This window comes from Variovorax sp. LjRoot84 (genome assembly GCF_964254305.1).
In the GTDB taxonomy this organism is placed as follows: Bacteria; Pseudomonadota; Gammaproteobacteria; order Burkholderiales; family Burkholderiaceae_C; genus Variovorax.
On the sequence record NZ_CAXUTE020000001.1, the window covers coordinates 304,312 to 317,871 of the forward strand.

Annotated in this window: 10 protein-coding genes and 1 pseudogene; 7 read left to right on the forward strand and 4 right to left on the reverse strand. The window is 67.6% G+C overall.

Features of this window, described 5'->3' with window-relative positions:
- Positions 1-29 precede the first annotated feature (29 nt).
- Together ACSQ9I_RS01570 and ACSQ9I_RS01575 are read left to right on the forward strand one after the other, a co-directional pair.
- Positions 30-3,746 carry a molybdopterin cofactor-binding domain-containing protein gene (locus ACSQ9I_RS01570; protein WP_436315694.1) on the forward strand — a complete coding sequence of 1,239 codons (3,717 nt, stop codon included), beginning with the start codon at positions 30-32 and terminating at the stop codon, positions 3,744-3,746.
- Between the two features lie 63 nt (positions 3,747-3,809).
- Entirely contained in the window at positions 3,810-4,994 is a 1,185-nt protein-coding gene (locus ACSQ9I_RS01575) for a fumarylacetoacetate hydrolase family protein (protein ID WP_436312058.1), read from the forward strand.
- A 297-nt stretch (positions 4,995-5,291) separates the two neighbouring features.
- Here the strand turns inward: ACSQ9I_RS01575 and ACSQ9I_RS01580 are convergent, their stop codons facing one another.
- The 4 genes and pseudogenes from ACSQ9I_RS01580 to ACSQ9I_RS01595 all read right to left on the reverse strand — a co-directional run.
- Entirely contained in the window at positions 5,292-5,870 is a 579-nt protein-coding gene (locus tag ACSQ9I_RS01580) for an RES family NAD+ phosphorylase (protein WP_436312059.1), read from the reverse strand.
- Positions 5,871-5,943: 73 nt separating this feature from the next.
- A complete protein-coding gene (locus ACSQ9I_RS01585; protein WP_436312060.1) occupies positions 5,944-6,567 on the reverse strand; it encodes a hypothetical protein in 624 nt (207 codons plus the stop codon).
- 576 nt (positions 6,568-7,143) lie between these two features.
- Positions 7,144-8,229, reverse strand: coding sequence for an IS630 family transposase (locus ACSQ9I_RS01590; RefSeq protein WP_436312061.1), 1,086 nt, complete (start codon positions 8,227-8,229; stop codon positions 7,144-7,146).
- A gap of 130 nt (positions 8,230-8,359) precedes the next feature.
- Positions 8,360-8,497, reverse strand: a pseudogene (locus tag ACSQ9I_RS01595) (YifB family Mg chelatase-like AAA ATPase); the annotation flags it as partial.
- A gap of 157 nt (positions 8,498-8,654) precedes the next feature.
- Here ACSQ9I_RS01595 and ACSQ9I_RS01600 point away from each other — a divergent pair.
- The 5 genes from ACSQ9I_RS01600 (at position 8,655) to glcE (ending at position 13,554) form a co-directional block, all read left to right on the forward strand.
- Complete coding sequence (locus tag ACSQ9I_RS01600) at positions 8,655-9,461, forward strand: TorF family putative porin (RefSeq protein ID WP_436310245.1); 807 nt, start codon at positions 8,655-8,657, stop codon at positions 9,459-9,461.
- A gap of 43 nt (positions 9,462-9,504) precedes the next feature.
- Entirely contained in the window at positions 9,505-9,843 is a 339-nt protein-coding gene (glnK, locus tag ACSQ9I_RS01605) for a P-II family nitrogen regulator (protein ID WP_093104326.1), read from the forward strand.
- A 26-nt stretch (positions 9,844-9,869) separates the two neighbouring features.
- Positions 9,870-11,408, forward strand: coding sequence for an ammonium transporter (locus ACSQ9I_RS01610; RefSeq protein WP_436308372.1), 1,539 nt, complete (start codon positions 9,870-9,872; stop codon positions 11,406-11,408).
- A 98-nt stretch (positions 11,409-11,506) separates the two neighbouring features.
- Positions 11,507-12,427 (forward strand): SMP-30/gluconolactonase/LRE family protein, encoded by a 921-nt coding sequence (locus tag ACSQ9I_RS01615; protein ID WP_436308373.1) that lies wholly within the window; start codon positions 11,507-11,509, stop codon positions 12,425-12,427.
- A gap of 29 nt (positions 12,428-12,456) precedes the next feature.
- Complete coding sequence (gene glcE, locus ACSQ9I_RS01620) at positions 12,457-13,554, forward strand: glycolate oxidase subunit GlcE (RefSeq protein ID WP_436308374.1); 1,098 nt, start codon at positions 12,457-12,459, stop codon at positions 13,552-13,554.
- Positions 13,555-13,560: the final 6 nt, after the last annotated feature.

The window sequence follows — 13,560 nt, forward strand, 5'->3', positions numbered from 1 at the left end:
CCCCCTCGGGGGGCGGCGAGGACACGAGAGTGCCGAGCCTGGGGGCACCATTTCGCGCCGAGCTGCCGCGCAACCGCAGCGACTTCCTCCATGCCGAGGGCGTGCTCGTCGTGGTGCGCGAGACGCCACCCGCGCCGCCGGTCGCCAACGGCCAGCCGGCCACGGTGTCGGGCAATCCCGCGGAAGGGCCCGAGATCCTGCTTGCGCTGTGGGACGACGGCAGCGTGACCGCGCTCAACGGCCATGTCGATCTCGGCACCGGCATCCAGACCGCGCTGTCGCAGATCGTCGCCGAAGAGCTCGATGTGCCGCTGGCGCAGATCCGCATGGTGCTCGGCGACACCGCCCGCGCGCCGAACCAGGGCGCGACCATCGCCAGCGCCTCGCTGCAGATCCATGCCGCGCCCTTGCGGCTCGCGGCGGCGCAGGCACGCGCCTGGCTTCTCGCGCAGGCTTCGGAGCGCTTCGGCGTGCAGCCCTCACTGCTCGCGGTGCGCGAGGGCCGCATCCATGCGGGCGACGACCCCGCGTTCAGCGTCGGCTTCGGCGAGCTGGTGGCGGGCGTGCGCACCGTGCTCCAGCTCGACGGCGGCGCCCGCCTCAAGGATCCGAAGGACTACCGCATCGTCGGCAGCCCGGTGGCGCGCGTCGACATCCCGGCCAAGCTCGCGGGCGAGTTGGTGTTCGTGCACGACATGCGCGCGCCCGGCATGCTGCACGGCCGCGTCGTGCGCCCGCCCTATGCGGGCGCGGACCACGGCGACTACATCGGCAACACGCTCGAATCGGTGGACCAATCCTCGATCGCCCACATCCCCGGCATCCGCGCCGTGGTGGTGATCCGCGACTTCGTCGGCATCGTCGCCGAGCGCGAGGAGCATGCCGAGCAGGCGCTGCGCGAACTGCGCGTGATCTGGAAGCGCTGGCCCGGCCTGCCTTCGCTCGACGATCTCGAAGGCGCGATCCGCGCCAACCCCGCCACGCAGCGCCTGCTGGTCGACGAAGGTGATGTCGAGGGCGCGCTCGCCCATGCGGCCGAGTCGATGCCGCGCACCTACGTCTGGCCCTACCAGATGCACGCGTCGATCGGCCCCTCGTGCGCGCTCGCGCATTGGCAACCCGAAGGCGAAGGCGGCGATGTGCAACTGCGCGTGTGGGCCGGCTCGCAGAACCCGCATGTGCTGCGCGCGGATCTGGCCAAGCTCATGGGCGTCGACGATGTCGCGGTCGATGTGGTGCGCATGGAGGCGGCCGGCTGCTATGGGCGCAACGGCGCCGACGACGTCGCGGCCGATGCCGCGCTGCTCGCGCGCGCGGCCGGCGTGCCGGTGCGGGTGCAGCTCACGCGCGAGCAGGAGCATGCGTGGGAGCCCAAGGGTGCCGCGCAGCTGATGCAGGTGAAGGGCGGGCTCGATGCCGAAGGCGGCGTTGCGGCTTACGACTTCGAGACCTCGTACCCGTCGAACGGCGCGCCCACGCTGGCGCTCTTGCTCACCCGCACCATCGAGCCTGCGGCCCAGGCCTTCGAGATGGGCGACCGCACCGCGCGCCCGCCCTATGCGTACGGCAACCTGCGCGTCAAGGTCAACGACATGGCGCCGATCGTGCGCGCCTCGTGGCTGCGCGGCGTGTCGGCGCTGCCGAGCTCCTTCGCGCACGAGTCCTACGTCGACGAACTGGCCACCGCGGCCGGCGTCGACCCGGTCGCGTTCCGCCTGCGCCACCTGAACGATCCGCGCGCGGCCGAGCTGGTGCGCGAGACCGCGCAGAAGGCCGGCTGGCGCATGCGCACCGGGCCGCAGGAGTATGCCGACGGCGGCCTCGGACCCGGTGGTGACGTGCTCTTCGGGCAAGGCTTCGCCTACGCGCGCTACGTGCACAGCAAGTGGCCGGGCTTCGGCGCGGCATGGTCGGCATGGGTGGCCGATGTCGAGGTCAATCGCAAGACCGGCGAGGTGCACGTGCGTCGCGTGGTGGTGGGGCACGACGCGGGGCTGATGGTCAATCCGGCCGGGGTTGAACACCAGATCCACGGCAACGTGATCCAGACCACGAGCCGCGCGTTGAAGGAGCGCGTGCAGTTCGCGCCGCAGAGCGCGCCCAACCCGGGCGTGGTCGCGAGCCGCGAATGGGGCAGCTACCCGATCGTCAATTTCCGCGACGTGCCGGTGATCGAGGTCATGCACATGCAGCGGCCCGGCGAGCCGCCGCTCGGAGCGGGCGAGTCGTCCTCGGTGCCTGGCACGGCGGCGATTGCGAATGCGATCTTCGATGCGACGGGGGTGCGGTTCAGGGCGCCGCCGTTCACGCCGGAAGTGGTGCGTGCTGCGCTGAACCCGTCTTCACTCCCTCTCCCTTTGGGGGAGGGTGGGGGTGGGGGCAACCCAGCGTTCGATGGTGGCGCCGTCGTGCCCCCATCCCAGCCTTCTCCCAGAGGGGGAAGGAGCAAGGCAGCCAGTGCGATCGCCCTCGTCATCGGCGGCCTCGGCGTCATCGCCGGCCTCATGGGCTGGCGCTCGACGATCGCCCCCGTCACCCTCAGCGCCCCCGTCTACAGCCAATCCACCATCGAACGCGGCCGCACGCTCGCCGCCATCGGCGACTGCGCCGTCTGCCACACCGCGCCGGGCGGAACGCCCAACGCCGGCGGCCGTGCGATGGAGACGCCCTTCGGCACCATCTACACCACCAACCTCACGCCCGATGCCGAGACCGGCCTGGGCCGCTGGTCCTTCAGCGCCTTCCAGCGCGCGATGCGCGAGGGCATCTCGCGCGACGGCCACCATCTCTACCCGGCCTTCCCCTACACCGCCTTCGCGAAGACCAGCGACGACGACCTGCAGGCGCTCTATGCCTACTTCATGTCGCTGCCCGCGGTGCGCGCGCCCACGCCGGAGGCGGAGCTCAAGTTCCCCTTCGGCCTGCGGCCGCTGATGGCAGGCTGGAACGCGCTCTTCCACGATCCGGCGCCAATGCAGCCGGCGCCGCAGCAAAGCGCCGAATGGAACCGCGGCGCCTACCTCGTCAACGGCCTGGGCCACTGCGGCGCCTGCCACACGCCGCGCAATGCGCTCGGCGCGGAGCAGGGCGGCAGCGCTTTTCTTTCGGGCGCGATGGTCGAGGGCTGGGAAGCGCCGGCGCTCACCAGCCTCTCGAAGGCGGCTGTGCCCTGGAACGCCGAGGCGCTCTATCGCTACCTGCGCAACGGCCACAGCCCGCGGCACGGCATGGCCGGTGGCCCGATGGCCGAGGTGGTGCGCGAGTTGGCGGCAGTGCCTGATGACGACATCCGCGCGATGGCCACTTACCTCGCTTCCTTCAATCCGGCCGCCAGCGATGCCGAAGCGAGCGCGCAGGCGCGGCGCGCGGTCGCCGCCGCGGCCGCCGGCCAGGGCCAGTTGCTAGGCTCCGCCCAGCGCATGTTCGACGGCGCCTGCGCCGCCTGCCACCACGACGGCAACGGGCCGACCCTGCTGGGCGTGAACACGCCGCTCGCGCTCAACAGCAATCTCACGAGCGAGCGGCCGGACAACCTGCTGCGCACCATCCTCGACGGCGTGCGCGAGCCGGCCTCGCGCGAGATCGGCTTCATGCCGGCCTTCGGCGAAGCGCTCGACGATGCGCAGATCGCCGAGCTGGCCGGCTACATGCGCGCGCGCTTCGCGCCGCAGGCTACAGCCTGGAAAGACCTGCCGCAGAGCGTCGCGCGCGTGCGCGCGGCGGGGCAGGCCCACACGGCACGCTGACAGTCCCGTACGATCGCCCATGCAGAGGCCGGCTCATCGGCCCGTTCATTCTGGAGACCTCGCATGCCCCCGATCCTCTCGCCCGCCACCAGCCTGCCTCGCGATGCCGAGCGCGCCACCCTGATCGGACGCCTCTGGCAGCCCGGGCTCGGGCCGACGCTGGTGGCCGTGCACGAAGGCGGCCTGCACGACCTAACGCGCATCGCGCCCACCGCGAGCCACTTGCTCGAGCTCGACGATGCCGTGGGTGCCGTGCAGCAGGGCCTGCGCGACAACATCACGCCCCGCATCGCCGCGCTCGACGCGGTGCTGGCCAACAGCGACGAGGCCGGGCGCGATCCCGGCCAGCCCTGGCTGCTCGCGCCCTGCGATCTGCAGGCCGTCAAGGCCAGCGGCGTGACCTTCGTCGCCAGCCTGCTGGAGCGCGTGATCGAGGAGCAGTCGCGCGGCGACGCGTCGAAGGCCGAGTCGATCCGCGCGGCGCTCGGCGGCGTGCTCGGCGACAACCTCGCGGGCATCGTGCCCGGCTCGCCGCAGGCGGCGCAGGTCAAGGAGGTGCTGATCGCGCAGGGCGCCTGGTCGCAGTACCTCGAGGTCGGCATCGGCCCCGATGCCGAGATCTTCACCAAGGCGCCGGTGCTGGCCTCGGTGGGCACCGGCGCCGACATCGGCATCCATTCGGGTTCGGTCTGGAACAACCCCGAGCCCGAGGTGGTGCTTGCGATCAACAGCCGCGGTCAGACGCTGGGCGCCGCCTTGGGCAACGACGTCAACCTGCGCGACTTCGAAGGCCGCAGCGCGCTGCTGCTCGGCAAGGCCAAGGACAACAACGCTTCGTGCGCGATCGGCCCCTTCATCCGCCTCTTCGATGCCCACTTCGGCATCGACGAGGTGCGTCGCATCACGGTGGCGCTGCGCGTCGCGGGCCCTGAAGGCTTCGTGCTCGAAGGCGAAAGCTCGCTCTCGCTGATCAGCCGCGATCCGCTGGACATCGTGTCGCAGGCGATCGGCCCGCACCATGCCTACCCCGACGGTCTGGTGCTCTTCCTCGGAACCATGTTCGCACCCACGCAGGACCGCCACGGTCCGGGCCAGGGCTTCACCCATGTGGTCGGCGATCGCGTGACCATCTCGGCGCCCGAACTCGGCGCGCTGGAGAACCGCGTCGTGCATTCGGACCAGGCCGTGCGCTGGTCCTTCGGCATCGGTGCGCTGATGCGCAACCTGGCGGGGCGCGGGCTGCTCTGAACAGTGGTGGCAGAAAAACCGGCAAAAACTTCATTCTGGCTGCGGTGAAGAAACATAAGCTGTTGTCGCAATTGGATTTTTACGTAAACTTGGCCGACTGAATGATCGGCAAAAATGGTTTCATCTCCTCCGGCGCTCGTCCAGGCTTACGACCAGATTCATCATTTCGAGCCTCTGCTTCCGCGATCTGGCGTGTGGCTTGGCCAATCGGGCAGGGCGGCCGGCCGCGGCGTGGATTGTTTCCGTCGATGGGTTCGAACGCGGTGATGGGTGTTCCGACGTGCCTGGCAGGCCTCGTCAGATGGAGGGGTAGGCCCCGGCACCCATCTCATCCAGCAGTTCGATGACAAGGTCCTCGTGCGCCTGCAGCGGCTGTGAACTGCCATCGTCGACGACGTCCGACGGGTTCATCCGATCGCCGAAGAGCATGATCACCTCGCACTGGTTGTCCCGCTTGGACATCCACCGCAATCCTTGGGCGTCCGGTATGTTCTGCCAAATCCATAGCGCCCATTCCTGGGTCCTGGGGTAGTCGTCCTTCTCGCCCTCGAAGAGGTCGATCGGCTTCAGGCCGGCGGCCTGGAGACCCATGGTCGTCATGTTGACCAGCCGGACCGCCGGCGCACGAATGCGGCTCAGGTGAAGGTTGGCGCGGTAGTCGCGCTCAAGGTCATGCAGGTAGCCAGCCGACGGGGTGGGGACGTCGTGCAGGACGATCTCCGCAATGGCTCCGCGCTCACTCTTGGCCGCATAGATCGTCGGAATCGGCTTTTTCGAGACCGGATTGAAAAGGGGGCTGAATCGAGCGTTGCCGAGCCCCGATGCGTTGAAGGCGGCCGGCGCGTACTTCCCCGTGGTTGCGTCGTACGGATGCACGCGATACCAGACTCCAGCCTTATGCGGCAGGGTGCGGAACGACTTTGGCGGAGAAGGCAGGAGAGGTGCTGGGCTAGCCATGCACCGCACCCACCTTGTGGTCTTCCGCGGCGGCCACGACGGCATCCGGGGCGCTCGCAATCACCTCGCGCGGACGCTTTCCGCCCAGGGACGAATTGGTGGACTCGAACCATGCCGCAACCCGGAAGGGCGAATAGTCGTCCAGGACCGCCAGGATCTTCTTGACCGCCGGCAAGGGCTGCCAGGTCGCATCGAAAATGTAGGCTGGGTAGATTTTCTTGCCGCGGTGGTCGATGCCGAAAATGCGCCCGCTCTGCTGCCAGCGGCTCACGGCCGCGTGCGGGTTTGCTGCCTTCGCGTCAAGCCGCTGTCCAATTTCGGCGGCCGAGCTCCACTCGGTGCCCTGCAGGACGGCGTCGATGGCGCGCTTCTCGAGATCGATGCGGGTGGCCGCCGGGCGCCTGGGCTCAACCTCATCCACCAACGCCTGGATCGATTGACGCTCCAGCTCGTTGATCGCCTCGCGCACATGGAGGGTCAGCTTCTTGTCCCTGGGCCCGGTGAGGGTCCGGGAAAGCTCGCTGATGATGAGGCGGCTTGCCTCACGCATGCTGTCGATGCGCGCCACGAGCGCCTGGACGGCATCATGCGGTTCTTTGGCGGAGGTTTGGTTCATGACAGCTCCGTGAGATTCGTGAGGCGATTTTACTCCTCACGTTTCTCGCGCGCAAGAGGCCCTGCCTCCGGGCCGATGGCTCCCGTCGCTCCTGGTGAGCGCGCCCAGCCAGTTTTTCCCCAAATTGTGTTGAGCATCGCCGGCACCCGGAAGCCTCAATCGCGTAGAAAATGGCCCGATGCTGCACAACGTGAATCACGGGAGCACTACCGGAAGAACAGGCGGCTTTCGCAGAGCGCTTCCTGTGCTCGGGACTACTTTGCTACTTGCGGTGGCCATCGGCGTACCTGTCGCAGGCGCACTGTACAAGCGTGAGCGTTGGCACGCCTTCGTGAAGGAGCACGACTGCAAGAAGGTTGGGCACAAAGAGGGCGACCTGGTCACATCCATTGGCATGGACTCTAGGGGCCTCCCTGTTGTCAGCACGGGGGTCACTGATGACAAGACGGCGTGGAAGTGCAACGACGGCGTCACGTACTGGCGCTGAAGATTGAGCCGGGGCTCCGCCGGCTCCGGTCAGTCCCGCATCGTCGCCTTTGATTCAAGACGCTTTTGGTGCCCGTCACGCCCGACCTTCTAGTGTAGTGTTGCGTTCTGTTTGGAACTTAAGCGGCGATTGGCACGGATGACCTTCTGCAGGATGTCGCGAGCGCTCTTGGTCCAGATAAACGGCTTGGGCTTGATGTTGTGATGCGCGACATACTCGTCGATGGCAGCGACGAGTTCGGGCACGCTGGTGAACACGCCTCGGCGCAGCCGCTCGGTGGTGATGTCGCGAAAGAACCGCTCGACCATGTTCAGCCACGACGCCGAGGTGGGCGTGAAGTGCATGTTGAAGCGCGGGTGCTTGGCCAGCCACTCCTGCACGGCCGGATGCTTGTGCGTGGCGTAGTTGTCGGCGATCAGGTGCAGCGTCTTGTCCTTGGGCGTCTGGCGATCGATTTGGCGCAGGAACTTCAGCCACTCGATGTGGGTGTGGTGCTGCTGGCACTGGCCGATGACCTGGCCGTCCAGCACGTTGAGCGCGGCGAACAGCGTGGTCGTGCCGTTGCGCTTGTAATCGTGCGTCATGGTGGCCGCGCGCCCCTTCTTCAGCGGCAGCCCGGGCTGCGTGCGGTCCAGCGCCTGCACCTGGCTCTTCTCGTCGCAGCACAGCACCAGCGCATGCTCGGGTGGCGACATGTACAGCCCCACGATGTCTTCGAGCTTCTCGACGAACTTCGGGTCGCGCGAGATCTTGAAGCCGCGCACGATGTGCGGCTTCAAGCCGTGGGCGTGCCAATGGCGCATGACGGTGCTGGCGCTGACGCCCAACTCGGCGCCCATCTTGCGCGTGCTCCAGTGCGTGGCCGCCTCGGGCGTGCTCTGGGTCGTCAACGCCACCAGGCGAGCAACGTCCACCTTCACCGGCGGCACCCCGCGTGGCAGATCGCGCTCGATGCCCGCAAGCCTCGACTCGAGATAGCGCTCACGCCAGCGCGACACCTGCACCCGGCCCACACCCACCTGCGCGGCAATCTCCTTGTTCTGCAGCCCCTGCGAAGCCAGCAACACGATGCGCGCGCGCAGCGCCAGCCTCACGCTGGTGAGCTTGGAACGAGCCAGCCGCGTCAACTCGGCTCGCTCCTCATCGGTCAGCACAATCTCGGGGGCCACTCGCACTTGCGTTCTCCACTCTGCTTCGTAGTAGAGCATCGGAGACCCGCTCTTCAATTAAGTTCCCACAAGCGCGCAACACCACACTAGGGGGCGGCGAAACGAAGCACCCGACAGACTTTATTGCCTCCGATCGGCGCGCTTCCTTCACTTTCACATCGGCCAGGCCGACCAGCGTAAAGCTGGGCAGCCCGTTGGCCAGATGCACCTCGACCGTGACACTGGCGGCTTCCAGGCCCAGCAAGGCACGGCTTTGCACCAAAGACAAGCTCATTCTTCTCCCCTTCCCCAAGATGGTGCGCCCATCTTTTGCTCATTGTTGCAATGTGCACCTGTCCCAGGCCCTTCTCAGTGCGGAACGGTCGGTTTGGCACGCTCCCTGCTTTGAGATGGCTTCCATTCCATTCCAAAACCTCCGGAGTCTCTCGATGATGCACCGTAAAACCGCCTCTGCCCTGGCCGTTGTCTCGCTGGCTGCCATGCCCCTGATCGCGAGCGCCCAGCTCACGGGCAATGTTGCGCTCACCAGCAACTACAAGTTCCGCGGTCAGGATCAGGACGTGCTCGGTAGCAACGGCTTCGCCAAGACCAAGGCCTTCAAGCCCGCCATCCAGGGCGGCTTCGACTACGCTTTCGGCGAGAGCGGCTTCTACATCGGCAACTGGAACTCCAGCGTCAACTGGCTCGCGGGCAACGACATCGAGAGCGACATCTATGGCGGCTACAAGTTCAAGGCCGGCGTGTTCGACCTCGACTTCGGTGCGCTCGCCTACATCTACCCGGGCAACGCCCGCGGCAACACCACCGAGCTCTACGGCGCGGCCACCTATGCCAACGAGGCCATCGGCGCCTTCACCTTCAAGTACTCCCACACCGTCTCGAAGGACTACTTCAACTACGCTGGCGAGCGTGACGGCTCGGGCCTGAAGGGGCGCAACACCGGCTACCTCAATCTCTCCTACACCAAGGAGATCGTGCCCAAGGTCACGCTGAAGGCAGCGCTGGGCTACACGCGCATGAGCAGCGACATCCGCAGCCTGGGCTACAAGAGCTACGTCGACTACAACGTGGGCGCTTCCTATGACTTCGGCAACGGCCTGTCGCTGGCCGGCTCGGTGCAGGGCGCCAACAAGAAGAGCTCGTACCTGCTGGTGTCCGGCCCCGACCTGGGCTTCGGCGCACCCACCTGGTCGCCCAACAAGGCGCGCTTCATCGTCACGCTGACCAAGACGCTCTGATCCATACAGCGCGCAGACCTGTTCCATCCAAAGGAGAAACATCATGAAGCTGGTCACAGCCATCATCAAACCGTTCAAGCTCGACGAGGTGCGCGAAGCGCTCTCGGCGATCGGTGTGCAAGGGATCACCGTGACGGAGGTCAAGGGCTTCGGTCGCCAGAAGGGCCACACCGAGCTCTACCGCGGCGCGGAGTACGTGGTCGATTTCCTGCCGAAGGTCAAGATCGAGGCCGCCGTGGCCGACGAGCTCGTCGAGCGCGTGATCGAAGCCGTCGAAAGCGCCGCACGCACCGGCAAGATCGGCGACGGCAAGATTTTTGTCTACAACCTGGAGCAGGTCGTTCGCATTCGTACCGGAGAAACAGGCCGCGAAGCTCTTTGACTTCAAGGCACGAAAGAAAAATCGACATGAAAAAATTGCTCGTCTCTCTCGCGCTCGGCCTGAGCGTGCTCGCTGCCGGCACCGCCGGCTTTGCCCAGACGCCGCCGGCGGCGCCCGCGGCTGAAGCGCCCGCAGCCTCGGCGCCGGCCGCCGCGCCTGCTGCAGCCCCCGCTGCCGCACCGGCCGCGGCCGCACCCGCCGCAGAAGCCGCAGCTGCGCCGGCCGCCGCGCCGGCACCCTCGTTCAACAAGGGCGACACCAGCTGGATGCTGCTGTCCACGCTGCTCGTCATCATGATGACCATCCCCGGCCTGGCGCTGTTCTACGGCGGCCTGGTGCGCAGCAAGAACATGCTGTCGGTGCTGATGCAGGTCATGGTCACCTTCTCGATGATCGTGGTGCTGTGGCTCATCTACGGCTACAGCCTCGCCTTCACCGAGGGCAACTCCTTCATCGGTGGATTCGACCGGATCTTCATGAAGGGCGTCTTCGATTCGGCCGCCGGCACCTTCGCGCCGGGCGCGACCTTCAGCAAGGGCGTCTATATCCCCGAGCTGCTGTTCGCCGCCTTCCAGGCCACCTTCGCCGGCATCACCTGCTGCCTGATCGTGGGCGCCTTCGCCGAGCGCATCAAGTTCTCGGCCGTGCTGCTCTTCATGGCGCTGTGGTTCACCTTCAGCTACGCGCCGATCGCGCACATGGTCTGGTTCTGGATGGGCCCGGACGCCTATGCCAGCAAGGATGTGGTCGATGCCATGAACGCCAAGGCCGGCCTCATCTGGCAGTGGGGCGCGCTCGACTTCGCGGGCGGCACCGTGGTGCACATCAACGCCGCCGTCGCCGGCCTGGTCGGCGCCTTCCTGATTGGCAAGCGCATCGGCTACGGCAAGGAATCCTTCACGCCGCATTCGCTCACGCTCACCATGGTCGGCGCCTCGCTGCTGTGGGTCGGCTGGTTCGGCTTCAACGCCGGCTCCGCGCTCGAAGCGGGCACCAGCGCCGTGCTGGCCTTCATGAACACCTTCTCGGCCACTTCCGCTGCCGTGCTCGCATGGTGCATCGGTGAAGCGTTGATGCGGGGCAAGGCCTCGATGCTGGGCGCCGCCTCGGGTGCTGTCGCCGGCCTGGTGGCCATCACGCCGGCCGCCGGCAACGTCGGCCTGATGGGCGCGATCGTGATCGGCTTCGTCGCCGGCTTCGCCTGCCTCTGGGGCGTCAATGGCTTGAAGAAGATGCTTGGCGCGGACGACTCGCTCGACGTGTTCGGCGTCCACGGCGTGGGCGGCATCGTCGGCGCGCTACTCACCGGCGTGTTCAACACCCAGGCGCTCGGCGGCCCCGGCCTGGTGGGCGACTGGGTTACGGCCAGCGTGGTGTCCAACGGCATCGGCGCCCAGGTCTGGATCCAGCTCAAGGCCGTGCTGCTGACCATCGTGTGGTCTGGCGTGGTGTCCTTCATCGCCTACAAGATCGTCGACCTCACCATCGGTCTGCGCGTGAGCGAGGAAGAAGAGCGCGAAGGCCTCGACATCTCGGCCCACGGCGAAACCGCCTACAACCGCTGAAACGAAACGGATCATTTCAAGCAAGCAAGGTCTCCCTTGGATGTTCGGCCCGCGAGCGCTTCGGCGCGAGCGGGCTTTTTTTCGCCTAAGCTGGCGCCATGTGGACCACGCTCGACGACAGCCTCTGCCAGCTCGGTGAATCCCCGTTCTGGCATCCGCACGAACGCTCGCTCTACTGGCTCGACATTCCGGGCCGCGCCGTGCTGCGAACCCGCGGCGAGATCGGTGGCCACACGGTCGAGCGATGGCGTCTGCCCGCCGAGCCCGGCTGCATGGCGCCGGCTGTGAGCGGCGGCCTGGTGATCGCGCTGCGCGACGGCATCTACCGGGCGGGCGAATGGGGCGGCCCGCTCTCGGTCATCGTGAACGTCGACCATGACGTGCGCACCATGCGCTTCAACGACGGCAAGTGCGACGCATGGGGCCGCTTCTGGGCCGGTACGCTGAACGAGGCCAAGGACCGGCCGAACGCTGCGCTCTACTGTCTCGACGCGCAGAGCGGCGATGCGCCGCAGCTCACGCAGATGGCGAACGAGGTCACCACCGGCAACGGCCTGGCCTTCTCGCTCGATGCCACGACGCTCTACTGGGCCGACACCGCGGCACACCGCGTGCGCGCCTGGGACTGGGCGGCGGAGGCCAATGCGCTCTCGCGCCCGCGCGTGTTCCGGCAGTTCGATGCCAAACCCGAGGGCTGGACGCCCGAGTCGCCGCTGCGCTACGAAGGCCGGCCCGACGGCGCCACCATCGACGCCGAGGGCCACTATTGGGTTGCAATGTTCGAGGGCGGCCAACTGCTGCGCTTCGCGCCTTCGGGCGAGCAGGTGGATGCGCTTCCCACACCCGTGCAGTGCCCCACCATGCCTTGCTTCGGCGGCGACGATCTGCGCACGCTCTTCGTCACCAGCGCGCGCAAGGGCCGGCCCGCGGCCGAGATCGAGCAGCGGCCCGCCTCCGGCCAGGTGCTCTCGATGCGCGTGGAAGTGTCAGGACTGCCCGTCCATTTCTTCACTGATTGAAGGGTATTGCGGGCTGTACGATCGGCCGCATGGATCCAGCCCTTCGCCAGATCGTCGAGCGCATCCGCGCCGCAGCCGCCGACGGCGCGCTTTTGCGCATCCGCGGCGGCGGCACCAAGGACTTCTATGGCGAACCGCCGCAGGGCGAGCCGCTTTCCACCGCCGCGCTCTCGGGCATCACGAGCTACGAGCCGAGCGAACTGGTCGTCACCGTGCGCGCCGGCACACCGCTGGCGCAGCTCGAAGCCCTGCTGGCCGAACAGGGCCAGTGCCTGCCATTCGAGCCGCCGCATTTCGATGAAGGCGCAACGGTCGGTGGCATGGTCGCGGCGGGCCTGAGCGGCCCGGCGCGGGCCAGCGTCGGTGCGGTGCGCGACTATGTGCTGGGCGCCACCTTGATCAACGGCCGCGCCGAACTGCTCAGCTTCGGCGGCCAGGTCATGAAGAACGTCGCCGGCTACGACGTCTCGCGCGTGCTGGCCGGCTCGCTGGGGACGCTGGGCGTCATCGCCGATGTCAGCCTCAAGGTGCTGCCCGTTCCGCCCGCCGAAGCCACCCTCGCATTCGAATGCAACCAGGCCGATGCGCTGCGCCTGCTCAACGGCTGGGGCGGCCAGCCCTTGCCGCTCAACGCGAGCCGCTGGCTGGAAGAGGGCGATACAGGCCGGCTCTGGCTGCGATTGCGCGGCGCGGTGGCGGCGGTGGCGGCCGCCTGTGCCCACCTCGGCGGAGAGCGGCAAGACCCCGCGCAGGCCCAGGCCGAATGGCAGGCTGCGCGCGATCAACGCCTGCGATGGTTCGGCGCGCGCGCCGCGCGCGATCTGTGGCGCCTGTCGGTGCCGCAGGCCGCACCGGTTCTGGCGCTCGAGGGCTCGCCCCTGATCGAATGGCATGGCGCACAGCGCTGGTATCTGGCGTCGCCCGACGAGGGCCCGAAACTGCGAGCGGCAGCCCGCGCGGTCGGCGGGCATGCGACGCTGTTCATGCCCTCGGCCGAGCGTGGCCATCGCGTGCTCGGCCGCTTCGACGCGCTGAGCCCGCCGCTCGCGCGCATTCACCGTGCGCTGATGCGAGAGTTCGACCCCCACGCCGTCTTCGATCGCGCACGGCTCTACCCCGCGGACTGACGCGTA